Annotated in this window: 24 protein-coding genes; 17 read left to right on the top strand and 7 right to left on the bottom strand. The window is 61.0% G+C overall.

The genetic code is table 11. The annotated features are described in order from the left end of the window. Window positions 1–166 precede the first annotated feature (166 nt). Entirely contained in the window at window positions 167–1,162 is a 996-nt protein-coding gene (locus WCY31_RS01745) for an NAD(P)-binding domain-containing protein (RefSeq protein ID WP_345970521.1), read from the bottom strand. A 132-nt stretch (window positions 1,163–1,294) separates the two neighbouring features. Here WCY31_RS01745 and WCY31_RS01740 point away from each other — a divergent pair, with 132 nt between their 5' ends. From WCY31_RS01740 to WCY31_RS01705, 8 genes are all read left to right on the top strand, one after another. After that, on the top strand, window positions 1,295–1,783 hold the full coding sequence (locus WCY31_RS01740) for a hypothetical protein (RefSeq protein WP_345972916.1): 489 nt from the start codon (window positions 1,295–1,297) through the stop codon (window positions 1,781–1,783). Beyond that, window positions 1,780–3,900, top strand: a complete 2,121-nt coding sequence (locus WCY31_RS01735; RefSeq protein ID WP_345972915.1) for a hypothetical protein — start codon at window positions 1,780–1,782, stop codon at window positions 3,898–3,900. The genes WCY31_RS01740 and WCY31_RS01735 overlap by 4 nt, the downstream gene beginning before the upstream one ends. A gap of 245 nt (window positions 3,901–4,145) precedes the next feature. After that, the gene (locus tag WCY31_RS01730) at window positions 4,146–4,979 is read left to right on the top strand and encodes an SCO family protein (RefSeq protein ID WP_345972914.1); all 834 of its coding nucleotides are present in this window, start codon (window positions 4,146–4,148) and stop codon (window positions 4,977–4,979) included. Continuing rightward, window positions 4,972–6,618: a cytochrome c oxidase subunit I gene (locus WCY31_RS01725; protein ID WP_345972913.1), complete on the top strand. Its 1,647-nt coding sequence runs from the start codon at window positions 4,972–4,974 to the stop codon at window positions 6,616–6,618. The genes WCY31_RS01730 and WCY31_RS01725 overlap by 8 nt, the downstream gene beginning before the upstream one ends. After that, window positions 6,618–7,265 carry a cytochrome c oxidase subunit 3 gene (locus WCY31_RS01720; protein WP_345970516.1) on the top strand — a complete coding sequence of 216 codons (648 nt, stop codon included), beginning with the start codon at window positions 6,618–6,620 and terminating at the stop codon, window positions 7,263–7,265. Before WCY31_RS01725 ends, WCY31_RS01720 begins: the two co-directional genes overlap by 1 nt. 1 nt (window position 7,266) lies before the next feature. Beyond that, complete coding sequence (locus WCY31_RS01715; protein WP_345972912.1) at window positions 7,267–7,548, top strand: cytochrome C oxidase subunit IV family protein; 282 nt, start codon at window positions 7,267–7,269, stop codon at window positions 7,546–7,548. 11 nt (window positions 7,549–7,559) lie between these two features. Beyond that, on the top strand, window positions 7,560–8,918 hold the full coding sequence (gene coxB / locus WCY31_RS01710) for a cytochrome c oxidase subunit II (protein WP_345972911.1): 1,359 nt from the start codon (window positions 7,560–7,562) through the stop codon (window positions 8,916–8,918). After that, entirely contained in the window at window positions 8,915–9,763 is an 849-nt protein-coding gene (locus tag WCY31_RS01705; RefSeq protein ID WP_345972910.1) for a protoheme IX farnesyltransferase, read from the top strand. Before coxB ends, WCY31_RS01705 begins: the two co-directional genes overlap by 4 nt. Window positions 9,764–9,940: 177 nt before the next feature. On the opposite strand, the gene WCY31_RS01700 is transcribed toward WCY31_RS01705, so the two are convergent. Both WCY31_RS01700 and WCY31_RS01695 read right to left on the bottom strand, forming a co-directional pair. Further along, entirely contained in the window at window positions 9,941–11,197 is a 1,257-nt protein-coding gene (locus tag WCY31_RS01700) for an arsenic transporter (RefSeq protein WP_345972909.1), read from the bottom strand. 62 nt (window positions 11,198–11,259) lie between these two features. Continuing rightward, the gene (locus WCY31_RS01695; protein WP_345972908.1) at window positions 11,260–12,399 is read right to left on the bottom strand and encodes an SO_0444 family Cu/Zn efflux transporter; all 1,140 of its coding nucleotides are present in this window, start codon (window positions 12,397–12,399) and stop codon (window positions 11,260–11,262) included. A gap of 161 nt (window positions 12,400–12,560) precedes the next feature. Between WCY31_RS01695 and WCY31_RS01690 the strand changes: the two genes are divergently transcribed. Genes WCY31_RS01690 through WCY31_RS01675 form a run of 4 tightly spaced genes read left to right on the top strand, consistent with a single transcriptional unit; the run spans window position 12,561 to window position 18,225 of the window. Next, window positions 12,561–13,760: a TolC family protein gene (locus tag WCY31_RS01690; RefSeq protein ID WP_345972907.1), complete on the top strand. Its 1,200-nt coding sequence runs from the start codon at window positions 12,561–12,563 to the stop codon at window positions 13,758–13,760. Beyond that, window positions 13,757–14,761, top strand: a complete 1,005-nt coding sequence (locus tag WCY31_RS01685) for an efflux RND transporter periplasmic adaptor subunit (protein ID WP_345972906.1) — start codon at window positions 13,757–13,759, stop codon at window positions 14,759–14,761. The genes WCY31_RS01690 and WCY31_RS01685 overlap by 4 nt, the downstream gene beginning before the upstream one ends. 3 nt (window positions 14,762–14,764) lie before the next feature. After that, window positions 14,765–17,917, top strand: coding sequence for a CusA/CzcA family heavy metal efflux RND transporter (locus WCY31_RS01680; RefSeq protein WP_345972905.1), 3,153 nt, complete (start codon window positions 14,765–14,767; stop codon window positions 17,915–17,917). Further along, on the top strand, window positions 17,914–18,225 hold the full coding sequence (locus WCY31_RS01675) for a hypothetical protein (protein WP_345972904.1): 312 nt from the start codon (window positions 17,914–17,916) through the stop codon (window positions 18,223–18,225). The genes WCY31_RS01680 and WCY31_RS01675 overlap by 4 nt, the downstream gene beginning before the upstream one ends. Window positions 18,226–18,282: 57 nt before the next feature. Here WCY31_RS01675 and WCY31_RS01670 read toward each other — a convergent pair whose 3' ends face one another. Together WCY31_RS01670 and WCY31_RS01665 are read right to left on the bottom strand one after the other, a co-directional pair. Beyond that, a complete protein-coding gene (locus WCY31_RS01670) occupies window positions 18,283–18,546 on the bottom strand; it encodes a hypothetical protein (RefSeq protein ID WP_345970504.1) in 264 nt (87 codons plus the stop codon). A gap of 6 nt (window positions 18,547–18,552) precedes the next feature. Next, window positions 18,553–19,674 carry a porin gene (locus tag WCY31_RS01665; RefSeq protein WP_345972903.1) on the bottom strand — a complete coding sequence of 374 codons (1,122 nt, stop codon included), beginning with the start codon at window positions 19,672–19,674 and terminating at the stop codon, window positions 18,553–18,555. Window positions 19,675–19,841: 167 nt separating this feature from the next. On the opposite strand from WCY31_RS01665, the gene WCY31_RS01660 reads away from it, so the two are divergent. From WCY31_RS01660 to WCY31_RS01640, 5 genes are all read left to right on the top strand, one after another. Further along, window positions 19,842–21,881 carry a copper-translocating P-type ATPase gene (locus tag WCY31_RS01660; RefSeq protein ID WP_345972902.1) on the top strand — a complete coding sequence of 680 codons (2,040 nt, stop codon included), beginning with the start codon at window positions 19,842–19,844 and terminating at the stop codon, window positions 21,879–21,881. Between the two features lie 70 nt (window positions 21,882–21,951). Beyond that, complete coding sequence (locus WCY31_RS01655) at window positions 21,952–22,296, top strand: hypothetical protein (RefSeq protein ID WP_345972901.1); 345 nt, start codon at window positions 21,952–21,954, stop codon at window positions 22,294–22,296. Window positions 22,297–22,338: 42 nt separating this feature from the next. Next, on the top strand, window positions 22,339–22,548 hold the full coding sequence (locus tag WCY31_RS01650) for a hypothetical protein (protein ID WP_345972900.1): 210 nt from the start codon (window positions 22,339–22,341) through the stop codon (window positions 22,546–22,548). 65 nt (window positions 22,549–22,613) lie between these two features. After that, entirely contained in the window at window positions 22,614–23,267 is a 654-nt protein-coding gene (locus tag WCY31_RS01645; RefSeq protein ID WP_345972899.1) for a response regulator transcription factor, read from the top strand. Continuing rightward, the gene (locus tag WCY31_RS01640; RefSeq protein ID WP_345972898.1) at window positions 23,260–24,429 is read left to right on the top strand and encodes a HAMP domain-containing sensor histidine kinase; all 1,170 of its coding nucleotides are present in this window, start codon (window positions 23,260–23,262) and stop codon (window positions 24,427–24,429) included. The genes WCY31_RS01645 and WCY31_RS01640 overlap by 8 nt, the downstream gene beginning before the upstream one ends. A 10-nt stretch (window positions 24,430–24,439) precedes the next feature. Here WCY31_RS01640 and WCY31_RS01635 read toward each other — a convergent pair whose 3' ends face one another. After that, window positions 24,440–25,042: a YeeE/YedE thiosulfate transporter family protein gene (locus WCY31_RS01635; RefSeq protein ID WP_345972897.1), complete on the bottom strand. Its 603-nt coding sequence runs from the start codon at window positions 25,040–25,042 to the stop codon at window positions 24,440–24,442. Next, on the bottom strand, window positions 25,035–25,547 hold the full coding sequence (locus tag WCY31_RS01630; protein ID WP_345972896.1) for a YeeE/YedE thiosulfate transporter family protein: 513 nt from the start codon (window positions 25,545–25,547) through the stop codon (window positions 25,035–25,037). The genes WCY31_RS01635 and WCY31_RS01630 overlap by 8 nt, the downstream gene beginning before the upstream one ends. Between the last annotated feature and the right edge of the window lie 91 nt (window positions 25,548–25,638).

Genomic DNA, 25,638 nt, shown 5'->3' with positions numbered 1-25,638 from the left:
GAAGGATGCAAGTATCTGTTTCTGCTGTCAAGTCAAAAACAGTCATTAGCGTATCGAGCGGATCACCGGGGAGTGGAATGTCCCGAAAGCGGCAGCCTTTCGTGCTTTCTTCTTCCCGGTTCGGCTTCTTCTTTACACGGGTAAAGAAAAAGGGGAACAATCCCCTCTAATCCAACCGCTTGATGACGTCGTCATCACGGCGAAGCGTCTTGTCGTTGTCGAGGATGTGCCGCGCGATATAGAACCCGTGGTTAAGCCCCAGGGCGATGGAGCCGCCGCGTTCCTGGGTAATATCCCCCGCGACAAAGATGCCCGGGACGTCGCTCTCGTAGTTCTCGTCATGAACAGGGCACCCCTCTTCGATACCGATGCCCGACCCGGTGAGGAAGGCACTCGGCGTTGTCCCGCCGATGGCGTAGATGACGCGGTCGAAATTCTCCGGTTCGCGCTCTTCGAACAGCACTTTCACCTTGCCCGCATCCTCTTCGAGCCCTTCGATGTTCGTATTGAGAATAGGGCGTACCTCGCCGTGGGCGATGGCGTTGGCGATGTCGGTCTGGTTCGTGGGGTTGGCGCGGCGAAACGTTGCGCGGCGGTAGCAGATGGCCACGTCGTTTTTCGCAGCCAGGTCGACGGCGTACTCGACCGCCGAATCGCCCCCGCCGACAACGAGGATCTTCTCGCCCTCACCGACATCATCGAGGGTGTAGTTGACCTGTTTGCGGATCGCGGGCGGGATCTTGTAGTCGGGTTTGTTCGGTTTGCCCATCCGGCCGATGGTGACGACGACGTAGCGGGCCCGGATGCTGCCGCCGGGGACCATGACGTCGAAGATGCCGTCGTCGCCTCTGACGATCTTCTGCACCTCCGTCTGCGGCTGCAGTTTCACCGAGTGCTTCGCCAGCACCTCATCGAAAAAATCAAGCGTACTCTCTTTTGTGCCGTCGATAAAATAGATGTTGCCGTCGAGCTCGACCTTCTGCCCCTGCCAATCCTTGTCGACGCGCTTGTTGTCTTTGTAGTACTTGCGGATCGTCTCGTTATGGCTCTGGCCCTTCTCCAGGATGATGATGTCACGCATCCCCAGCAGGTAGCTCTCCACTGCTGCGGCGATCCCCGCGGGGCCTGCCCCGATGATCGCCAGGTTGTAAACTTGATCCATACTCTCTCCTGCTGCCGTTTGAATTGCCTATTATTGTAGCACTTTAGGTTAACGAAACCCCTCCCGCTGCCACCTATTTGTTCTATTTATACAGGTAAATGGGAAGAAGGTATACTATAATCGTCACTTAGCATGAAATTTCTGTTGTTCAGCCTCCTTTCGGTTCTGCTGTTTACCGCCCCGTATGCCGCCGGGGCAACCGTCAAAAAACCGCTGAGCGAAGTGCTGCCCCTTCTGTTTGCTATCAAGGGCGACGCCATCGAGCTGGGCAACGGGCCGACGGACGTCTACGCCTTTATCGATCCGCGCTGTCCCCATTCACGGGACTTCGTCGGGATGATCACGGAGAGCGACAAGATGCAGCGGCGCTACCACTACTACTTTTTTCTCTACGCCCATCCCATGTTCAAGTCCGGGGCCGTCATCAACGCCATCTACAACGCCCCCCGTCCCAAAGAGGCGATGCTCGATTATATGCTGAGGCGTTCTGCTCTGCCCAAACTCAACCGCCTCACCCCGCCGGCCATCCATGTTAAAGTCACCCGTATCAGGAAAGCGGCGGAGCAGATCGGCGTCGACAAACGCCCCTACCTTATCCTCGACAAAAAGAAGCAGCCATGAGACACCACGATACCCCCAAAGTCAGCCGCTATGTCACCTTCGTCACCCGCAATCGTGCCGCCGTCATCGCACTGTTCCTGCTCCTCGCCCTGCTGACACTTGCCCTGGAGCGCTTCAGTTTTGTTCTCAGTGACCAGCGTTTCTGGCTGGGGGGTTCGCAGGAGCTGGCCATGACGAAGGCCCTGGGCATCGTGCCTGAGAACGTGCAGCACCTGCGCGTTTACGTCAACCGGTTCGACGACGACACCAAAGCGAAACTGACGGCGCTGCATGTGCGGCTGACACAGATAAAAGGGGTACGTCACGTCGATTCGCTTTTCAGCAGCCGCTACATCTACAACGACAAGGCGACCGAGGGTTCGTCACTCATCAAGGCCCTTCCCCTCTCCGAACTCAATGCCGCCCAGGCCTATGCGTTTATCCGGGCCCTGCCCGACGCCTACCGCCGCTACGTCACGGAGGACTTCGGCGCCTTCGATTTCTACCTCTATGGGGATGAGCGGCTGGCGGACGTGCAGCTCTCCATTCCCTTCGCCTATACGCTCGATGAGACCGACAGCAGCTTCGGCTATCGGCAGACCCTGTTTTTCCTGGGGCTGATCGTTCTCGCCATCATCCTTTTTTTCCGGATCATCTTCCACAACTACGTCTCCGCCTTCGCCGCCCTCGTCATCGTCTCGGGTACCCTGCTCTTCACCTTCGAGCTCGTCTACCTCATCACCGGTCTGCACGAACTGCATCTCGCCCTGGGCCTGATCATTATTGCCATCGCCCTTGTCGACTACCTCTACTTCTACTACCGGTGGCATGTCACACAGTACCGCGACGACTCCCACCGGGCCCTGCTCAAATCCCTCAACCGTACCGTGACGCCGGCGCTCTGGACCACCGTCATCACCGCCGTGGGGCTGGGAACGCTGCTCTTTTCGGAGAACGAGATCGTCCGGATGCTCAGTATCAGTATCATCGGTGCCTCCCTCATCGCCCTGCTGCTCAACACGACGCTGCTGATCGCCCTGCTCAGCTACTTCCGTGTCCGCCACCCCCGGGTGCGTTTTACCCGCCCCGTCTACTACTTTGTCAGCCGGGAACTGGACTACAACCCCAAACTCCTGCGCCTGCTCAATCTTGTCACCATCGGGATCCTGCTGCTGGGGCTCAGCCTTTTCCTGACCCGCTCCGACCTGCTTCTCTCCCCCGGTCAGAGCGGCCGTACCCTCGTGCTCACCGTCCCCTTTGATGAGATCGACCCCGTCACCGTGGCCAAGATCGACACCCTTGCCTCGGAACTGACCGCCCGCTTTCCCAGTGTAGACCGGGTCGACAGCGTCGCATCACTGCTGCGGCTTATCCACCAGGCGGAGGCCCCGGGGGAGCTCCTTGATGACCAGGCGATCCTGCGCGCGCTCTTCTTTATCGACATGTACGACCTCAACCAGCGCTACTTCAATGACGAGAAGCAGACCCTCAAACTGACGCTCTTTATGGAACCCGGCATCGATACGGCAGCACTGCTGACCTATCTGCGCAACTACGCGGCGCTTCCCCTGCACTTCAGTGACGTCCAGACCCTCGTGCGCAGCGCCAAGCAGCAGCAGATCGTCGTGCTGGCCGCCTCGCTCTTTACGGCCCTCGTCATTATCGGACTGATCATGGGGATCATCTTCGGATCGGGACGGATGATCTACATCGGTTTCATCACCAATGCCATCCCCATCGCATGGTTCGGCCTGGCGATGGAGCTGCTGGACACCCCCGTCAACCTCGAGATGCTCATTGCGATGTCCATCTCCGTCGGGCTCGGCTCTGACGCGACGGTCCACTTCGCCTTCAAATATTTCCGCGCCCGCTTCTTCGGACGCAGCCGCAAACACGCCCTGGAGATCACCTTCTTCTACGGCGCCGTCCCCGTCGTCATCGGCGCTTTTGTCCTCGTAATCTTCTTTGCCTCACTGATGATGACACCGGTCCAGAGCCTCCGGGATATCGGCAGGTTCGGCGCTGAGCTCATCACCCTCTCCCTCGCCACCGACCTGCTCCTGCTCCCGGTCTTCCTTCTCTCCATCGATCCTTTTGCCAAGAGCAGGGAAGTGCACAAGGACTACTGCACGATCTAGACCCCCGTTAGGATTGAAACGAAACGGGGCACGCCAAAACTAGACGAGATACCAAAGATTTCTTTTGGTTTTTCTCGTTAGCATAGTATTAGAAATCCGAATAATGCCATTCCGGTTTCCGGATCAAAAAAATGCATTTCCGCCTCGGGAATGCCGGAGGGGAATCCAACAGTTTTATCGGGCCGACGACTATAAGGCCTCTATCACGACCATCATTTCGACGTTGTTCACAAGGAGACCATCCCATGTCCGCCGGTATACGACGAAAAAAGACCCACCCGATTGCGCTGCCGCTCTACTGGTTCGCGTGCCTTCTGCTCTGTGCCGCGGCAGGCTACGCCGATACACCGCCCACGCTGGGGATGATCGAACATCCCGCCGGACAGCTGCCGCTGGATGTCCCCTTTGTCGATGACGAGGGGCACCGTGTCACGCTCGGGGAGGTCTTGGACGGCAAACCGGCCATTCTCACCCTCAACTACTACGGCTGTCCCGGCCTCTGCACCCCTCAGCTCAACGACCTGGCCCAGAACCTCACGATGGTCAAACTGGCCGAAGGCAAAGAGTATAAGATCATCACCCTCAGTTTCAACCCCGACGAAGGGCCTGCCGACGCGGCCAAGAAAAAAGCGAACCTCCTCGCCTCCATGCCCCGTCCCTTCGACCCCGCCGCCTGGACCTTTCTGACCGGCAGGGACGAAAACATCCGAAAGGTGACCGATGCCGTCGGCTTCCAATACGAAAAACAGGTCGGACCGAACGGCATGGAGGAGTATGTCCATCCCGCCGTGCTCGTCGCCCTGTCGCCCGAAGGGAAGATCACCCGCTACCTCAACGGAATCCAGCAGCTCCCCTTTGATATCCAGATGGCACTGATGGAAGCCACGCAGGGAAAAGTACGCCCCACCATCGCCAAGGGGCTGCTTTTCTGTTTCGCCTTCGATCCGAAGAACAAGACCTACGTTTTTGCCGCCGAAAAGTTCGGGGCCATCGCCCTGACGCTGATCCTGGCCGGCTTCTTCCTCTACCTGGTGCTCTCCGGCAGAAAAAAGCGTTCCATGGAGGACAAAAATGCCTAGCTTCTACCACGAAACCCATACCCTCTTCGGCCATCTCCGCAACCCCGTTTTGCAGTGGATCTTCAGCATCGACCACAAGCGCATCGGCCTGATGTATATGGTGCTGATGTTCACGCTCTTTTTCCTCGCAGTGGGCGCCGCGCTGACGATGCGTGCGGAGCTGTTCGCCCCCGGGGCCCAGTTCCTCGAACCGCAGACCTACAACGAGCTTTTCACCTTCCACGGCGTGACGATGATCTTTCTGTTCATCGTCCCCGGGATCCCCGCTACGCTTGGCAACTTTCTGCTGCCGCTGATGCTGGGCGCGCACGACGTCTCCTTCCCCCGGCTCAACCTCATTTCGTTCTGGTTCTACGTCCTCGGCGTGATCCTGGGGATCTCCTCCCTGGTCACGGGGCAGGGGTTCGCCGACACGGGTTGGACCTTCTATGCGCCCTACAGCATCCGTACCGACGCGCATGTGCTCTCGACGTTGAGCGCCGCCTTTATCCTGGGCCTGTCGTCGATCCTGACGGGGCTCAATTTCATCGTCACCATCCACCGGCTGCGCGCCCCCGGCATGGGCTTTTTCAAGATGCCGCTCTTTATCTGGGGCCTCTACGCCACGGCGTGGATCCAGGTGCTCGCGACCCCGGTCGTGGGGATCACCTTGCTGCTCGTCATCCTTGAACGTACCCTGGGCATCGGGATCTTCGACCCGACGAAGGGGGGCGACCCGGTCCTCTTTGAGCACCTCTTCTGGATCTACTCCCACCCGGCGGTCTACCTGATGATCCTTCCGGGCTTCGGCATCGTCTCGGAGGTGCTGCCCGCCTTCACGCGCCGCACCATCTTCGGCTACCACGCCATCGCCATCTCCTCGGCCTCCATCGCCGGCATCGGCTACCTCGTCTGGGGCCACCACATGTACACCTCCGGCATGAGCGACATCGCGCGGGTCATCTTCTCTTTTCTCACCTTCCTCGTCGCGGTGCCCACGGGAGTCAAGATCTTCGACTGGGTGGCGACGATGTACAAAGGTTCCATCGTCCTCGCCACGCCGATGCTCTGGATCCTGGGCAGCATCATCAACTTCACCGTCGGCGGGCTGACGGGCCTGACACTGGGCGCCATCGGTCCCGACATCCACCTGCACGACACCTACTACGTCGTGGCGCACTTCCACTACACAATCCTCGGCGGGGTCATCTTCATGTTTATCGGAGGACTGCACTACTGGTACCCGAAGATCACCGGGAAGCTCTATGACGAGGGGCTGGCGCGCATCGCCTTCGGGCTCGCCTTCGTCGGGTTCAATATGCTCTGGTTCCCGATGTTCCTCGCCGGCTTCTTCGGCAACCCCCGCCGCTATTTCGACTACCTGCCCGATTTTACCGTCTACCACCAGATCTCCGGGGTCGGCGCGCTGCTGATAGCATCCGGCCTGCTCCTGATCGTCTACACCTTCTACCGGGGGCTCCGATCGGGGCGGGACGCCGGTCCCAACCCCTGGAACGCGACGACGCTGGAGTGGCATATCCCCTCTCCGCCGCCGCTGGAGAACTTTCCCAAGATCCCCTACGTGGATTTCGAGCCCTACGAATACGAGGCGGGTGAGCCCCTCGTGCAGTTTGATGAAAACTTCCGGAGGATACGCTGATGCAACAGGAAATGGCATACGACGCACAGGGACAGCCCCATCCCGTCGTCGACTTTCACGATGACTACGGGGGAGCCAAACTGGGATTCTGGGTCTTTTTGATGACGGAGGCGATGATGTTCGGGACGCTCTTTCTGCTCTTCGCCATCTACTTCTACCGCCATACGGAGAGCTATGTCGCCTCCTCCGGCCACCTCGACGTCTGGCTGGGCGGCACCAATACGGTGATCCTGCTTGTGAGCACCTACACGATGGGGCTTAGCACGATGATGCTGCGCCGGGGCAGGGTCCGCGCCGCGGTCCTGCTCGTGGGAGCCACCGCCCTGATGGCGCTGATCTTCCTCGGGATAAAAGCCGTCGAGTGGAACATGGAAATCAGCCGGGGCATCTACCCCGGTTCGGGGGTGCTTGACGCCCTGGACCGCGGGGAGATCCTCTTTTTCGGCCTCTACTTCGTCATGACGGGACTCCACGGCCTGCACGTCATCGCCGGCGTGGCGCTGATGAGCTGGGTGCTGCTGCTGATCCGCTCCGGCGGCATCCGGCCCGAGCACACTATCGTCATGAAGAACGTCACGCTCTACTGGGATTTCGTCCACCTCGTCTGGATCATCCTCTTCCCGCTGTTTTACATGATAGGAGTCTGAGATGGAACACGCTACCCCCTCCGTCGCCCTCTACACCAAAGTGCTGGGCGGGCTGCTGCTACTGACGCTGCTGACCTTTCTGCAGCCCACGCTCCTCCCTCTTGCCGTCGGCGGCACCGTCGGGACCCAGCTGCTCATCGCTGTCTTGAAAGTCGCCCTGGTCGCCGCGTACTACATGCACCTGCGCAGCGAGACGGCGTATCTCAAAGGATACGTCGTCATGGCCCTGACGATCCTGGCGGTCTTTTTCATCATCGTCGGCATCGACGTAGCCCATTCATAAAAGGAGACGGCATGCTCGAAGGATTCAATCAAAACGTTTCCACTTACGCCGCCGACGTGGACCGCGCCTTCTGGATCACGACCGGTATCTCGATCGCCATGTTCGTCCTGGTGGCCGGGCTGATGGCCCTTTTCATCGTCCGCTATCACCACACCAAGGTCCAACCCGGCGAGATCCGTAATATCCGCGACCACCTGGGGCTGGAAATCGCCTGGACGGTCATCCCGACGATCCTGCTCTTCGTCATCTTCTACTACGGCTATACCTCCTTCCGAGACCTGCGAACGATGCCCAAGGATGCCTTTACCGTCGACGTGCTGGGCAAGCGCTGGTCCTGGACCTTTACCTACCCCAACGGGAAACAGACCGACGAACTTTACGTGCCCGTCGGCAAAAACATCAAACTGATCATGGGTGCGCCCGACGGCGATGTCCTGCACAGCTTCTTTGTTCCCGCCTTCCGGGTCAAGGAGGATGTCGTCCCGGGGCGTAAAACGCACATCTGGTTCAATGCCACGAAACCGGGACGCTATGACATCGAGTGCGCCGAGTACTGCGGCGTCAGACATGCGAAGATGCTTTCGAAAGTCGAAGTCATGAAGGCGGCGGATTTTGATACGTGGTACGCCAGCGACAAACTGAGCCCCCACGACACGGCTGCGCCCAAAAGCAAAGGGGAGATGCTCTATAAAACGCTGGGATGCGCCTCCTGCCACAGCCTAGACGGTTCCATCATCGTCGGTCCCTCCTTTGCGGGACTCTTCGGGAAAAACGTTACCGTCATGACGGGCGGCAAAACGCGGCGGACCGTCGTCGACGACGCCTACCTCGAACGCGCCATCCGCGAACCGGGCGCCGACGTCGCCGAGGGCTTCCCCGACGGCGTCATGCCCGACCTCTCCGACCAGATCGACGCGGAGCAGCTGAAGGCGCTCGTGACCTTCATCAAAGAGCAAAACGGCGGCGGTGCGGTTCCCGAAGCAGCCGCTCCCGCCGCAACAACCACGATGGAGCCGGCTGCAGCACCCGCAACGACGGAAGCCGAACCGACCGCACCCCAGGAGGCGTCTGCCGCCCCTGACGGGGCGACCCTGTTCAATGCAAAAGGGTGCGGCGCCTGCCACAGCCTCGACGGCACGAAAAAGCTCGGTCCGACACTCAAAGGCCTCTACGGCAGCAAGCTGACCGTCGTCACCGACGGCAAAAGCCGCGAGGTAACCGCCGACGAAGCGTACCTGCGCAGCTCCGTCGAAACCCCGAACGCCGATGTCGTCGAAGGCTTTGCACCGGGGCTTATGCCCCCCTTCGGAAAGATGCTCTCCGCTGAGGAGATCGAAACGCTGGTCACCTATATGAAGGAGCTCAAATGATTCGCACATTGATGGAACTGACGAAATTCCGCCTCTCGGCGGCGGTGACGCTCTCCGCCGTTTTCGGTTTCGCCCTGGGCGGCGGCAGAGATATTGGACCGCTCCTCCCTGCCACGCTGGCCGTGCTGCTCCTGGCCCTGGGCGTTTCGGCCCTGAACCAGTACCAGGAGTGGGAGAGCGACAGTAAAATGGAACGGACGAAACGGCGCCCCATCCCCTCCGGCCGGGTCCATCCCGATGCCGCCCTGGCTGTCTCGCTGGCGCTGATCGCCCTGGGGACGCTCCTCATCTCCGCCACCTTGAAAACGACGGGCCTGCTGCTCTTCCTCTTCGTGCCTCTATGGTACAACGGCGTCTATACCACCCTCAAACGCCATTCGGCCTTCGCCGTCGTGCCCGGGGGAGTGCTGGGGATGATTCCGCCGGCCATCGGCTGGCTCGCCGCGGGGCAGAGCCTCGCCGATCCGGAGTTCTTTGCGCTCGGGCTGCTCTTTTTCGTCTGGCAGGTCCCCCACTTCTGGCTGCTCGCGGCCAAACACGACGCCGACTACCGCGCCGCGGGTTTTCCCACGGCCGTGGAGATCTTCGGCGACACCGGCTTCCGCCGGGTGCTCTGCGTCTGGTGGATGCTCACGGTGCTCTGCGCCCTCTACACCGCGGCGATCTTCGGGATCAGAAGTTCCGTCATCCTGCTGCTGCTCGCAGCACTGGCCGCCGCCACGGCCGCCGCAGGCGGACGCATCCCCTTCCGGCAGCTCACCGCGGAACGCGCCAGTACCCTTTTCCGGGGAATAAACCTCTTCTTACTGGGCACAATGACCCTGATGAGTATCGATACGATCTAGTTAAGAGTTAATCGGGGCAGCATTTACTTCTTCTATCAAGGCTTAAACGGAAATTAGCGGGTCGAGCGGACCTGTGACGCTTGGAATCTCCCGAAAGCGGCAGCCTTTCGCACTTTCTTCTTTCGGGTTCGGTTTCTTCTTTGTGCGAGCAAAGAAGAAAGGGAACAAAAAAACCCTTTAGAAAAGCAACCCAACCAGCGCCGCCAGCAAAACAGGCGGCGTAATGACGAGGCCGACTTTCATATACTCCCCCCATCCGATTTTCACACCTTTATTGGCAAGTACATGCAGCCAGAGCAGGGTCGCCAACGAACCGATCGGCGTCATCTTCGGCCCCAGGTTGGCCCCGAGAATGTTCGCGTAGGCCAGGGCGTCCCGCCCCGCGTCGGCGATGGCGATGTCCATGATCATAATGGTGGGCATATTGTTCATCACGGCGCTGAGACCGGCGGAGAGGAAGCCCGTGCCGATGACGGCCACTGCCTCCCCCTGCGCCGCCATCGCCGTAACGGCATCGGCCAGGTAGTCGGTCAACCCCGCGTTTTTCAGGCCGTAGACGACGACGTAGAGGCCGATGGAGAACCAGACGACCTGCCACGGTGCCGCTTTGACGGTCATAATAGGTTTGACCGCCTTGTAATAGTTGGCAACGAAGAGGAAAACGACCGCCCCGCCCAGGGCGAAGAGGGAGACCGGAAGGTCGTAGCGGTCGCCGATAAAGTAGCCTGCCATCAGCAGGGCGAGAAAGCCCCAGCTGAGCCGGAACATCGTCATGTTCTTGATGACCGATGCAGGTTCGGGAAGTTCGGAAACGTCAACCTTCAGCGGGATATCTTTGCGGAAATAGAGCCAGAGCACAATGATCGAAGCAATGATGCTCAAGAGGTTCGGCAGGAACATCGCCTTCGCATACTCCCAGAAGCCGAGGTCGAAATAGCCCGCCGTGACGATGTTGGTGAGGTTGGAGATCACCAGCGGGTTGGAGGCGCTGTCGCCAATAAAGCCCCCCGCCATCAAAAAAGCGAACACGGCGACGGGGTTCATCCGCAGGTGCTTCATCTTCGCCAGCAGGATCGGTGTGAGGATCAGCGCCGCCCCGTCGTTGGCAAAAAAGGCCGCCACCAGGGCACCCAGCAGCAGGATGTAAACGAACATCTTGTTCCCGCTGCCTCCGGAAAGCTTGGCCATCTTCAGCGCGGCCCACTCGAAGAAGCCGATCTCGTCGAGGACGAGGGAGAGAAGGATGATCCCGATAAAGGCAAGGGTCGCGTCCCAGACGATTCCCGTCACCGTCCAGACATCATCGACGCTGACGACGCCGAGCACGACGGCAATGACGGCACCGATGACGGCCGTCGTACCGATCTGGAGCCCTTTGGGCTGCCAGATGACGAAAAGGAGGGTAAAAAGAAAAAGCAGGGCCGCCGTCAGCATGGAAACATCCTTGGGTTTGAATCAGGCGAAACTATATCAATCTTTCTTGATTTAATCAAGACTCAGCTGCAGCAGCTCTCCCCCGAACAGCATGACGCCTCCTTCTTTCGGAACCACGGTTTGGCAAGGAAGTAGAACACAAAGCCCCAGAGCAGCAGCGATGAGGCGACGGCGATGACGCCCGCCTCCTCCTGCAGGTGCACCAGTGCCTTCGGATCGATCTCGGCGCGGATAAAAAGCCAGTCGAGCAACAGTCCGAAAACGACGCTACCGACGGTGATGGTACCCAGATAGATGGCCAGCGCCCTTGTTCCCAACATCTGTTTCACGACGCCGATGGTCACGGTGTTCGTCGCAGGGCCCGCGCTCAGAAAGACGAAGGCCGCGCCGGCGCTCACCCCCGAGAGCATCAGCCCCGCGGCGATCGGCAGCGAGGCCGTCGCGCAGACGTACATCGGCACGGCAATGGCGATGACGATGAGATAGGAGAGCCAGCTGTTCTCGGCCAGGAGCTTACCGAGGTCCTCGGGGATCGCCACAGTGATGAGCGCCCCGACGACGAGTCCCCAGAAGAGCGGCTTGGCAATGTCACCGAGCAGGGTCGCGAAGGCGTAGCGCAGCGCACCGCTCATCGAAAAGCGCTTTTTCGTCTCCGTTTCGCAGCCGGAGCTGCAGCAGCTCGCCTCCTCTTTGGCAGGGGCCGCCATACTGAAGCCGACGGGTGCACTCTGCTTCGGCGGGGCGGCCATCGAAAAGGCCGGAGCTTTCGGCGCGGGTGCGGGTTCCGGTTCCGCGCCGAACAAGTTCGTCAGGATCCCGGCGAGCATCGCCATCAGCATGGAGGTGAAGACGCGGTAGAGGGTAAAGGCCCAGCCGAACATCCCGTAGGTCGCGAGAATGGAGTCTATCCCCGTGATCGGCGTCGAGATGAGAAAGCTGAGCGTCGCGCCGTGGCTCGCCCCGCTCTTCTTGATCGACGTCGCCAGCGGGATCACCCCGCAGGAGCAGACCGGCAGCGGGATACCGAAGAGGGTCGACTTGACGACGGAGGCGACATTGTCGCTGCCCAGGTGCTTTGTGACCAGCGCATCGGGCACGAGCTCGTGCAGGAGCCCTGCGAAGAGAAGGCCGAAGACGATATAGGGGGCCATCGCATTGCTCAGATCGACCAGTGCACCCCAAAACAGAAGTAGAGACTCCATTGCTATTCCTTCATGCGAAAACGGTATTGTCCGACGAAACGATTTATATCCCGCTTGTATCCGCCAATCATAACTGTTTTCACGTCCGGGCTCTAAGGTTGACTTGCACACTTCTTACACACAGCCGCAGTATCATTCCCTATTCCGTCAAAAGGAGAAGAATGTTCCGTCCGCTCTTAGCCCTGCTGTTCATGGCCGCCGCACTCCGGGCCGAAGGGATCGATACCCTGATCGACCGCTCGCTTGAACAGCACCACTCGCTGAAGATGATCGAACAGCGCCTCGGCGCTTTTGACGCTATGGAGGACAAAAGCGCCCTCTTCGCCAACCCCGAGCTGCTCGTCGGCATCAACGACGTCCAGTTTGACGACCCAATGGACCGGACCATCGAACCGATGCAGTTCACCTCCGTCAGCGTCCGGCAGAAGTTCCCCTGGTTCGGGAAACGCGGGGCCGCGGGCGAAAAAGTTCGGGCGCAAAAAGCCGTCCTCTTCGCCTCCCTCGAAGCGGCACAGGCGGAGCTGGCCAAACAGATCCGGCTCCGCGCTTACACGGTTACCGAACTGAACGCGCGACTGGAGGTCCTGCAGAACTACCTGGCACTGACGGACCAGAACATCGCCCTCAACACGGCCTACGCCTCTACCCAGCGTGACCGCCATATGGGGATCATGTCCGCCGAGCTGCTTCGCTCCGACATCGCCGTGCGCCGGGAAAAACTGACCGCGATGCTCACGGCGCAAAAAGCGCGGCTGGCCTACCTTGTGCAGGCCCCCTTCGACGCCGTCGAGGCCGACGACACGGTCACGCCCCCGCCACCGTTGGAGAGCTACCTGCAGCGGCTGGAAAACAACCGGATTTACCGTGTCAAAGAGGCCGACCAAAAGGCCGCGGCGGCGGAGACGAAAGTCAAGGCGCTCTCGGCCAACGCCGACCCATTCGTGATGGTCGGCTACTACTACCGCGAGGCCCACCCCGACTACCTGAGCTTCACCGTCGGGGCGGCGCTACCGCTTTACGGCGCGGAACGCGACGACACAGAAGCGGCCCGGAAGACCGAGCTGTCAACGGCGGAAGCGGCCGCCGACTACCGCCTGCAGCTGCGCAGCGAGATCGAAGCGGCGTACGCGGCACTGAGCGAGGCGTACCGCACCTACCGCATCATCACCGAGGAGAGCCTGCCCCAGGTAGAGCACATGGTCGATCTGAGCGACGCAAAACTGCGCAGCGGCAGCGACCTTTTCAACTATTTCGACCTGCTCGAACGCAAGCTCCGCTTCGACGAACAGCGCATTGCCGCGAAAGCGGACTACCTCCGCGCCGGCGCGCGCCTCAAAGCATTGACGGGAGAGATCAAATGAGACAACACATCTTAGTGCTCGCAGCCCTGCTGCCCCTGCTGCTTTGTGCCGATGAGCGGCCGAGCGTCGAACAGCTCTTCGCCGTCAAAACGGTCAAAGTGGCGCAGACCAGCGCCGCCCGGACGCAGACCAACTACGGCTATGTCCGCGCCGAAGACGCGCGCATGTACGACGTGTCGCCGCGCTTCGGTGGCTATGTCGAGAAACTTTACGCCGATACACGCTACCGCCGGGTCAAGAAGGGCGAGGCGCTGGCCGAAGTCTACTCGCCCGAAGTGCTGCAGGCGAAGGAGGATTACCTCACCGCCCTGCGTTTCAACGCGACGCGCCCCAGCCCTGAGATGCTGCGCAGCCTCCACAAAAAACTGACGCTGCTGGGCGTCAGCCGCGCCGAGATCGACGCGGTGCGCACCGGGATGAAAGCCGACGCCCTCACCACGATCCACGCCCCGGCAACGGGATGGCTCTTCGAAAAAAATGTTGTGGAGGGCTCCGCTTTCAAAGCAGGCATGAAGCTCTTTACCGTCGTCAACCTCGAGCGCGTCTGGGTCGAGGCCGCGCTCTACCAGCAGGAGCTGCCGCGGCTCGCCTCCCTAAATAACTTCACGGTCAGGGCCAGCGGCGTGGAGCGGGCCTACCCCGCCAAAAAACTCACGCTGTACCCCGACATCGATCCCAAGGCGGCCACGGTCACCCTGCGCCTCGCCGTCGACAACCCCCGCGGCGAGCTGCTGCCGGGCATGTACGCCACGGTCAGTGCAGCGGCACCCTCACACCCGCTGCTTACCCTCCCGCGCACAGCCGTCCTGCGCAAGAACGGCGCATGGTATGTCTTCCGCGCCGGGGATTTCAAAGGGGTGTTCGACCCTGTCAAAATCGACGTCAAACCCCTCGACAAGGAGCGCTTCGAGGTCGTCTCCGGGTTGAACGCCGGGGATGAAGTCGCCGGCGACGCCCTCTTCATGCTCGACGCCGACGCCCAGATCAGCGGACTGGAGTAGGGGATGATCGAACGCCTTATCGCCTTCAGCGTCAAAAACCGCTTTCTCGTCATCATGGCGACGCTTTTTCTCGTTTTCGGTGCCTACCGGGCGATGATCACGACGCCGCTTGACGCCCTGCCGGACCTCTCCCCGCCCCAGGTGATCGTACAGGTCACCTGGAAGGGACAGAGCCCGGAGATCGTCGAGGACCAGGGGACCTACCCGCTGGTGTCGCAGTTCCTCTCCATCGCCGATATCCGCACCGTGCGCGGCTTCTCTACCTATGAAAACGCGCTCATCTACATCATTTTCAAAGAGGGAACGGACCTCTACTGGGCCCGCTCACGGGTCCTGGAGCAGCTTGCCGCCATCCAGAGCAAACTGCCCGAGGGGATGGAGGTCGCCCTGGGGCCGGACGCCTCGGGAGTGGGATGGGTCTATGAATACGCGCTGACGTCGAAAACGAAAAGCCTCGCCGAACTGCGCACCCTGCAGGACTACTACTTCAAATACGCCCTGATGGGCGTCGACGGCGTCAGCGACGTGGCCACCGTGGGCGGCTTCGTGCCGACCTTCCAGCTCACCGTCAACAACGACGCGCTTATCCGCTACGGCCTCTCCGTCGGCGACGTCGCCCGGGTGCTGCGGCAGAACAACAACGATACCGGCGGGCGCATCGTCATCCAGAACGGCTTCGAGTGGATGGTGCAGGCGGAGGGCTACCTCAAGGACCTGGACTCCATCCGTAACCTCGTCGTCACCGTCAAAGACGGCATCCCCGTCACCCTCGCGCAGCTGGGAAGGGTGGAAGTCGTGCCCGCCGCCCGCCGGGGGGTGGCGGACCTTAACGGCGAAGGCGAGGTCGTCGGCGGAATTGTCATGGTGCGCTACGGCGAGGACGTCTACAGCGTCATCCAGCGGATCAAGGCAAAAATGGCCGCCCTGCATATCGACGGGGTCGACGTCATTACCACTTACGACCGCTCCGGGCTGATCGACAAGGCGATCGCTACCCTGACGGACACCCTCGTCGAGGAGAGCATTATCGTCGTGCTCATTATCGGCCTTTTCCTGATGCACCTGCGCTCCTCGCTCATCGTGCTGCTCGTGCTGCCGCTCGTCATCGGGGCGACCTTCGCGCTGATGAAGCTTGCCGGGATCGGCAGCAACATCATGAGCCTCGGGGGGATCGCCATCGCGCTGGGAACCGTCGTGGACGCGAGCATCGTCATGATCGAGAACGCCCACAAGCGGCTGCGCAAAAAGCACGGGGAGCTGGGCCGGGAGCTGACGCCGTCCGAGCATGCGGAGACGGTCGTGGCGGCGGCGCAGCAGGTGGGCCGGCCCATCTTCTTCGCCCTCGCCCTCGTCGTCGTCTCCTTCCTGCCTATTTTCGCCCTCTCGGGCGAGGAGGGGCTGCTCTTTACCCCGCTGGCATTCACCAAGACCTTCGCCATGTCCGCAGGCGCCGTTCTCGCCGTCACACTGGTGCCGGTGCTGATGGTCTCCTTTATCCGCGGTCCCATCCGCGAAGAGACGGCCAACCCGATCAACCGCTTCTTCCTCTGGCTCTACCAGCCTCTGCTGAGATGGGGGCTGAAACTGCGCTACCTCGTCCTCGCCGCCTCACTCGCCCTCCTCGTCGCCATCGCGCCGCTGTACGAAAAGCTCGAGTGGGAGTTCATGCCGATGCTCAATGAACAAACGTTCATGTACATGCCGGTCACGCCGTTTGGGATCAGTATCGACCAGAGCAAGGCGTTGACGCAGAAGACGGACAAGATCCTCAAAAGCTTCCCGGAGGTGGAGACGGTCTTTGGCAAAGGAGGGCGTGCCGACACCGCCACCGACCCCGCCCCCCTGGGGATGCTGGAGACGATCATCACCTTCAAAGATCCTTCCCAGTGGCGCGAAGGGGTGACCTTTGAACAACTGCGCAACGACATGGAGGCCGCCCTCCAGGTGCCCGGGCTTGTCAACTCCTGGACCTACCCCATCCGCGGCCGGATCGATATGCTTTTAAGCGGCATCCGCACCCCCGTGGGCATCAAGCTCTACGGCAGCGACGCCGCGACGCTGCAGCGGCTGGCACAAGCCATCGAGCAGAAACTGATGCCGCTCCCCGAATCCCAATCGGTCTTCGCCGACCGCTCCGCCGCGGGCTACTATATCGACATCGCCATAGACGAAACGGCGCTGCAGCGCTACGGACTCTCCAAGGCGGCCCTGCTTGAATATACCCGCGCGGCCATCGGCGGCATGCAGGTGACGACGCTCTACAAAGGGATCGAACGCTACCCCGTCGCCCTGCGCCTCGAAGAGGATGAACGGCGGAACCTTGACGATATCCGTGCCCTTCCCGTCAAGACGCCGCTGGGCTTCGTCCCGCTCTCCACCTTCGCCGACGTCCGCTACCGCGAAAGCGCCTCGGTGATCAAGAGTGAGATGGCGACGCCGGTCACCTATGTTTACATCACACCGCGCCCGGGCATCGGCGCCGTCGCCTACAAGGAAGCGGCGCTGAAGGCGCTCTCAAACTTCCCGCTGCCGCCGGGCTACCACATGGAATGGGCCGGCCAGGCGGAATACCTCGCTTCGGCCATGGAGAAGATGCGCTGGATCATCCCGGCGGTGCTGGCGGTGATTTTGCTGCTCATCTACCTCTCGCTGCGGCGTTTCGTCGCGACCCTGATCGTCTTCCTGACGCTGCCCTTCGCCCTGCTGGGCGGCATTCTCTATGTCTGGATGCTCCACTTCAGCATGAGCATCGCCGTCGTCGTCGGTTTTCTCGCCCTGCTGGGGATCGCTGCGGAGACGGCGATCGTCATGATCGTCTATCTCACCGACAGCGTGGAGGCCTCCCGCGCGGCGCTAGGCGAACGTTTCGACGCCGAAGCGCTGAAAGCGGCGATCAATGAGGGGGCCGTCAAACGGGTGCGGCCCAAGCTGATGACGGTCTTCTCCATCCTCGCCGGCCTCGCCCCCATCATGTACACCCACGGGGTCGGCAGTGAGGTGATGCAGCGCATCGCCGCCCCGATGCTCGGCGGGATCGTCACCTCGGCACTGCTCAGCCTCCTCATCATCCCGATTCTCTACGAGATGTACGAGCGGCGCCACTTGAACCAACAACCGGGCGACAATGCCCACACCACACCAAAGGAAAACAGATGAAACAGACTCTTTATACCGCCGCGCTGCTCGCAGCGTTTGTCGCCCTCGCGGGCTGCAGCGATCAGAAAAAAGCCTCCGATACCCCTACCGCCGGCGCCATGAAATGCGGTGCCGGCAAATGCGGGGCCAATATGGTCAGCGGCAGTTCGGAGCTTGCCAAGAAGCAGCGTGCGGTCCTGACCCAGATGTCAACGGACGATCCGCGCATGGGATGCGTCATGAATGCGCAGACGGTTGAAGCGGTCTACGACTGTGTCAGAGACCCCGAAACCGGCAAACTGACGCTCGAATACAACGCGTCGAAATAAAAAAGGAGAGGTGGAAGAAACGGGCCTTGGGTGGGCTCGCCCACCTCGGCCCTGCGGTCACTCTTTCGATTCCAGAATAAACGCCAGCGTATCACGCGCCTCTTTGCCCGTCAGGTTGGCACGGACCCGCATGTGCTGCATGGAGATGCGCCATGCGCGTTCGGAAAGGTTCGAAGGGGGCCTCATGTTATGACACCGTACACAGGTGTCGGCCCACACCTTCGCCCCGTTGACGGGGTCACCCCCACTGCCGGGCGCCGCGTAAAGGGCACCCGCCGCCATCGCCTGGATACAGATTAATCGTGTAAACCGGTTCATCATCCCCTCCTAAAAACCGAAGGCAAACTGGGCCAGGAGTCGGTTATCGTCATACTCCGGCGCCTTGTCCGCATTGTTGAATTCGTACGCTACCTTGGCGATAACGCTCGGGGCGAACAGATAGTTGAGCCCCACTGATACCTGGTCGCGATCGAGATCGAAATCGGCCGGTCGGAACGCCCCGTAACGCACGACGGGTTCCACGGGCAGCGCTCCGAACTGATAGGCCAGCTGCGCGTACCACGCCTTCCAGGTGAAGGCGGCAGGAGCGATGCTGCTGCCCAGTTTCCCGACCTTCTGCTGGCTGTATTCCGCTTTCAGGTCCGCGCCGTCGTAGTGCCATGAGAGGTCCGCATCGAACACGCTGTAATCGCGTTTCGATTCCCCTTCGAGCGCCGCCTTGCCGTAGGCGCTGGAGACGCCGATCTCGCAGTTAGGCAGCGGGTCGATTGCATAGCGCAGACCGACGGTGTAGCCCGCCGTATCGGAACTGGTGGGGCCCTCCGCGGCGATCGCGCCGATGCTCGTATTATTGTCATCGGCAAGTTCCAGCACGGGAGCGTTGGCGACGAAGAGGGTGTAATTGCTCTGCAGCGCCCCCAGCGGGATGCCGCCTCGCAGGCCAAGGCCGGTAAAGGAGATAGGGGCGGCGCCGTCTTCCCCGAAACCGATCGGCTCCGTCGGCAGCTTGTTGATCCACGAAGGATGCAGGTTCTGCCGGAACTGCCCCAGCGGGGAAAGGAACTTACCGGCGACCAGCACCATGTAGTCGTTGAGGAAGATGCTCGCCGAGGCATACTCCAGCTCCACGCTCGTCTCCAGATCGTCATTCATTTTCGTTTCAAGTTCGCCGGTGAAGAGAACAAGGTCCGTGTAGGCGTACTGGAAAATCGGCGAGAACTGCACCAGGTCGAACCCGCCGTTGGTGTGTTCGGCGTAGGCATACCCCGCCGCCGCATACCCCGAAAGGGTGAAGGCGGCGTCGGCATTCGTCTCCTGGCTACGCTGCAATTCGGCAACCGAAGTTTTCAGCGAAACGATCTCTTCGCGCAACTGCGCGATATCATCCTGCGCCGTCAGCACCGTCACCAGGGAAAGCAGCAGTGTTCCCTGCAGCTTCAAACGTCTCATGACTGCTCCTTTGACCGGGCGCCGACACCGCGGTGGGTATCGGCGCTGCCCGTGATTTGGATGGGCACCCGAAAGGTGTCTACGAAAACCCTATCGGCATAGTGTGCACACTGTGTGCACAGAATCGTTTTATGATGACGGAAAGCTAGCATAACGAAGGAGTCCCCATGGAACACGACCACACGATGCAGCATGAATACGGGGAAATGCATGACCATTCCGAACATGCCGCGGGCCATGCGCATGCGGGGCACGGACACGGCGGCATGGGACATATGCACCACATGGAGGAGATGCGGCGGCGTTTCATCGTATCGCTGATCGTCACCGTCCCCATTCTCCTCTTCTCGCCGATGCTCCAAAGCTGGGCCGGCATCCTCTTCGATTTTCCCTACCGCGGAGAGGTCACCGCCCTGCTTGCCACTTTCATCTACCTCTACGGCGGCAAACCCTTCCTGACGATGACGCTGGATGAGCTCAAAGCGCGGCAGCCAGGGATGATGACCCTGATTTCAATGGCGATCACCGTCGCCTACGGCTACTCCGTCTCCACCCTCTTTTTCCCCGGCGGGAAAGCCTTTTTCTGGGAACTGGCCACCCTGATCGACATTATGCTTATCGGCCACTACATCGAGGCCAAAAGCATCCTCGGCGCCTCCAACGCCCTTGAAGACCTCGTACGGCTGATGCCGAAGACGGCAACGCGGCTGAAAGCAGACGGCACCTCGGAAAGCGTCGACGTCACGGCCCTGCAGCCGGGCGACCTCATCCTCGTACGGCCCGGGGAGAACATCGCCGCGGACGGCACGGTCGAAGCGGGGGAGAGCAGCGTCAACGAGGCCCTGCTTACCGGCGAGTCCAAACCCATCTTCAAAACCGCTGGATCAACGCTCTTCATGGGCGCCCTCAACCTCGACGGCGCCCTGCGCGTCCGCATCGACAAGGCCGGCAGCGAAAGCTACCTGTCGCAGGTGATCGCCCTCGTCAAAGAGGCCCAGCAGAGCCGCTCGCACACCCAGGACCTGGCCAACCGCGCCGCGGGATGGCTCTTTTATGCCGCGCTCGCCGCCGGGAGTGCCACCTTCGCCGTCTGGTCGCTGCTTCTCTCCCCTGCCGACGCCGTGCTGCGCGGCGTGACCGTTCTCATTATCGCCTGTCCCCACGCCCTGGGCCTCGCCGTACCGCTGGTCGTCGCCATCTCGACGTCGCTCGCGGCGAAATCGGGCATTCTTATCCGCAACCGGCAGGCCTTCGAAGCGCTTAGAGGAATCGACACCATCTGCTTCGACAAAACGGGGACCGTCACCGAAGGGCGCCTGGCCGTCAGCAAAACGGTGGCCCTGGAAGATGACAATGCCATGCTCGCCTATGCCGCCGCGCTGGAACGCGATTCCGAACACAGCATCGCCCGCGCCGTCACCGCCTATGCCGACAGCGTCGGGGTCCGTCCGCTCCGAGCCGACGTTTTCAAGGCCATTCCCGGCATCGGGGCCTCGGCGGAAGTAGACGGGCATGCGGTTATGGTCGGCGGCCCGCAGCTCATTGCGCGTGAAAGGCTCACCATCCCGCCGCCCTTGCAGACGTACAGCGACAGCGCATCGACGACGGTCTGGGTCATCGTCGACCGCCGTCCTCTCGGCGTCATCCTCCTTGATGACAGGATCCGCAATAGCTCCGCGGATGCCGTTGCGACGCTGAAATCCTTCGGCATCGAGACCTGGATGCTGACCGGCGACAACGAGGCAGTCGCCGCCTCCGTCGCCGATATGACGGGCATCGACCGTTATCGCGCGGGGCTGCTGCCTGACGAAAAACTCGCCTTTGTCAAAGCGCGCCGGGCCGAAGGCAGGCGCGTGGCGATGGTCGGCGACGGCGTCAACGACGCCCCCTCCCTGCTTGGGGCAGACATCGGCATCGCCGTCGGCGCGGGGACGGACATCGCCATCGACAGCGCCGACATCATCCTGACCCGAAGCGACCTGCGCAGCGTCGTGGACGCCGTGCGGCTTTCGCGCCGCACCTACGGCAAGATGAAAGAGAACCTCTGGTGGGCAAGCGGCTACAACCTCGTCGCCATCCCCCTCGCCGCCGGGGTCCTCGCCCCCTGGAACATCGTCATCGGCCCGGCGTTCGGCGCCGTTTTGATGTCCATCAGCACCGTCATCGTCGCCCTGAATGCGCAGCTGCTCAAACGGGCGGCACACTGAGGCCCGGCATGCACACTCTCTGCACACTATCCCACTACACTGTTTGTTAATACCATTCAAAGGATGAAAGATGAAAGCGATCACTTTCGCAGCGGCAGTGCTGCTGGCACTTGGACTGACGACAATGGCTGCAGCCGCCCAAATGGGCAAGTGCAACGGTATGGGCATGCAGCAAGGCAACATGCAGCAGGGCAAAATGATGATGAACGGTGATATGAATCATGACCGTATGATGATGATGCAGCACCTCGACAACGTCAAGAGCTGCGTCAACAGCGCCACGACGACGCAGGAGCTCAATATGTGTAACATGAAGATGCGCAAAGGCGGTCCCATGATGCCGCAGGGCATGGGCGGCAAAAATATGGGCGGCCAGGGCATGGGCGGTCAGAAAAAGTGTACCGGGGGTAACTAAGGCGACTGCCTTGGATAACGCCCCGCCACCAAAGGAGACAAGATGCATACCTTCGGCATGGGCTGGATGTGGCTGTGGTGGCTGCTTCCCCTGCTGATCATCGCCGCCGTGTTCTATCTCGCCGCCGCCGGACGTGACAACGGCCGCCGGCGTTCCAGGGCCCTTGAACTGCTTGATGAACGCCTGGCCCGCGGGGAGATCGATATCGGTACCTACGAAAAGCTCAAAGCGGAGTTGACCGAAAACGGCTGAAGCGCCAGAAAGCCGCTTCTAACCCCAAACAGATTAAACTGGGTCATTCCCAATGAAGGCGGGCCATGCGCATACTGCTGCTCGAGGACGACCCCGTTCTCTCCGACATCGTCGGCGACTACCTGGCGGATCATTACGAGACGGACCGGGCCTATACGGCCGACGAAGCAACGGCCCTGATCGACGCAAAGCACTACGACCTCTTCATTTTCGACATCAACGTCCCCGGCCAGAACGGCATCGCCCTGCTGCGGAGCCTGCGCGAACTGAGCGTTACCACCCCCGCCATCCTCGTCACCGCCTATGAAGACACGGCCCGGCTGAAGGCCGGGTTCGAGGCCGGCGCCCACGACTACATCCGCAAACCCTTCGCCCTCGAGGAGCTGCGGCTGCGCATCGAGAACAGCAAGCGGCTCTTCAACATTGAACAGCGGCAGAAAGTAAAGCTCGGCGACGGCTGCGTCTATGATCCGGACGCCAAACGGATCGAAACGGCACAGGGGCACCAATCCCTCGCTCCGAAAGAGGCAGCGATGCTGGAGTATTTCCTCGCCCACCCCGGACGTACGCTCTCTTCGGAGGAGCTGGTGCAAAACCTCTGGGCATACGACCAGCTCCCCAGCGACGCGACCCTGCGCTCGCATATCCGCCGACTGCGCGAGCTGATCGGCGGTGAGCGCATCACCACCGTCCGCGGCATAGGCTACCGCTATGAATGAACTCGAAAAACGCTCCTTCTACTCTTTCCTGGGGCTCTACATCGTCTCCTCTTTTCTCTTCATCCTTCTGGCGGGCTTTTGGTACTACACCGCACAGAAACACGCCTTCGAGAACAACGAGCACTACCGGCTGGAGCATATTGCCGACCGCATCGGCACGGCGATCATCATGGCCCATATGCACGGTACCCCCCTGCAGATCCCCGCGCTGCACAGCGGGGATGTCCGCATCGCCCTGATCGGGACGGACGGGCGGCTCGTTTCAGGGGAGCTCCCCCCCGCCCTCGTTCCCGACCGCCCGGACTACCGCGAATACGGCGGGCGCATGGTCCTCGTCTCCGATGCCCCGAAGGAGCACCTGAGCATCCGCTACGTCGTCGTCAGCTCCGACACGCTCTTCGGCGTGCTCGCGGAGCTGCGCGAGGTCGTCCTGGCGATGATGGCCGCCATCGCGCTGCTCGCCGCCACCGTGGCCTGGACCCTGTCCAAACTCTTTATGCGCCCCCTGCATCAACGCGTCGTGCAGACCGAGCGCTTCGTCAGCGATGTCACCCATGAGCTCAACACTCCCATTACCGCCCTCTCCATGGCGGCCGAGCATCTCCTGCAAGCGGGCCGCTGCAGCGAGAAAACCCTGCGCAACATCACGGCGAGTACCCGGCAGCTCTATGACATCTACCGCTCCCTGACCTACCTCAATTTCGCGCGCAAAACGGAAACGCCCCACGTCATCGACCTGGCGAAGGTAGCTCAAAAGAGCGCGGACTACTACCGGCCGCTGATGGAGAGCAAGCAGCAGAGCTTTCTGCTCAAGACGCACACCCTGTACTTTGCCATCCCCGAGGCGGAGGCGCAGCTGCTGCTGGGCAACCTTATCGGTAATGCCGTCAAGTACTCCCCGGCGGGCGCAACGGTGCACCTGGGAATAGAGGATCATTGCATCATTGTCGCGGATGAGGGGATGGGGATAGCGCCGGAGCAGCAGCGCAGGATCTTCGAGCAGTTTACCCGCGCCACGGACGTCGGCGGAGGCTTCGGAGTGGGGCTCTCCATCGTCAAACGGATCTGCGACGCCTACGGGATCGCGCTTGCGCTCGATTCCGAGGAGGGGAAGGGGACGCGGTTCCGCCTCTGCTTTCCGCAGGGAGAGGCAAAACAATAAAGCGCGCGGCTCAGCCCAGCCGGTTCAGGTCCGCTTCGTCGAACTCCTGCCGCAGCGGGATGAGCATGCTCACGGCGACCAGCGCGATCCCGAAAACGAGGATTGTCACGCTGCCGTAATCGCCGGCACCCCCCGTCAGGACGCTTTTTCCGAGGTCCGGCCCCATGATCGGTTTGAAGACCGGCTCATAGAAGAGGGTAAAAACGAGCCCGCCGAGCAGCCCGCCGATGGCCCCGACGAGGACGTCGATCCGCCCCTCGGCGATGGAAACGGGCCCCGTTCCCGGGCATTTGCCGAAGATCGCCATGGAGACGCCGAAGAGCACGCCGCCGATCACGAGCCCGCCGAGCAGGATCGGCTTGATATGGTAATGCGCCCACCCCGCTTCGATCATAAAGTAGAGCCCGATGCCAGCAACCCCGACAGCCAGGAAGAGCATCTTCGGGACGACCGTGTCGCGCAGCATCGCGAACCCGGCGATCTTCTCGAACTTGTCGACGCGGCTGTACTGGATGATCCCCCCGAAGAGGATCCCGATCACAAAGACGAGGGCGACGGAACCGTGCCCTTCGTTCGCGACCGTTTCGAACATCCCCATTATGCGCTCAAACATCCTGCGCCTCCTTTTTATAGAAAAGACGTCCCGTAATGAGCAGGGTCGCCATCACGACGCCGCCGAAGATCATCGCGCTGATCGCCGTCTGGCTCATGCCGCTGAGAAAATGGCCGCTCGTGCACCCTCCGGCAAGACGCGCGCCGATGATCATGAAAAAGCCGCTCGCGAAGCTCCATGCCAGGCGGGAAACGACGGAGCCGTTCTTGTACTTTTTCCATGCGGTCGGAATGACGCTGAAACGGAAACTCTTGGTGATAAAGACCGAGGTGACGAACCCACCGAAAAGTGCGCCCAGCAGCATCACGCCCTCCCAGGCACCGGCCCCATCAATCTGCTTGAGATAGCCGTACTGCTCCGGGTCGAGATTGAACAGCAGCCCCGCGAAGTAGGGGACGTAGGTCGACGCCCCGATGGGACGGTCCGCCCCGAAAATGGAGAAAGTAAACATCAGCAGCAGCGCCATCAGCAGACCGCCGGCCCACCAGGGAATTCGTCTAATCATAATCATCCTTTATCAATCCTATTTGTTTTTATAATTATAATATTTGTCAATGAAAAACATAAATCAAGATAATTTTTAATTTCGTTCAAAT

The sequence above is a fragment of the Sulfurimonas sp. HSL3-1 genome (assembly GCF_039645995.1).
Taxonomy (GTDB): Bacteria; Campylobacterota; Campylobacteria; order Campylobacterales; family Sulfurimonadaceae; genus Thiomicrolovo; species Thiomicrolovo diazotrophicus.
Note: the sequence above shows the minus strand (reverse complement) of the source record. Positions and strands in the feature narration are given on the sequence as shown.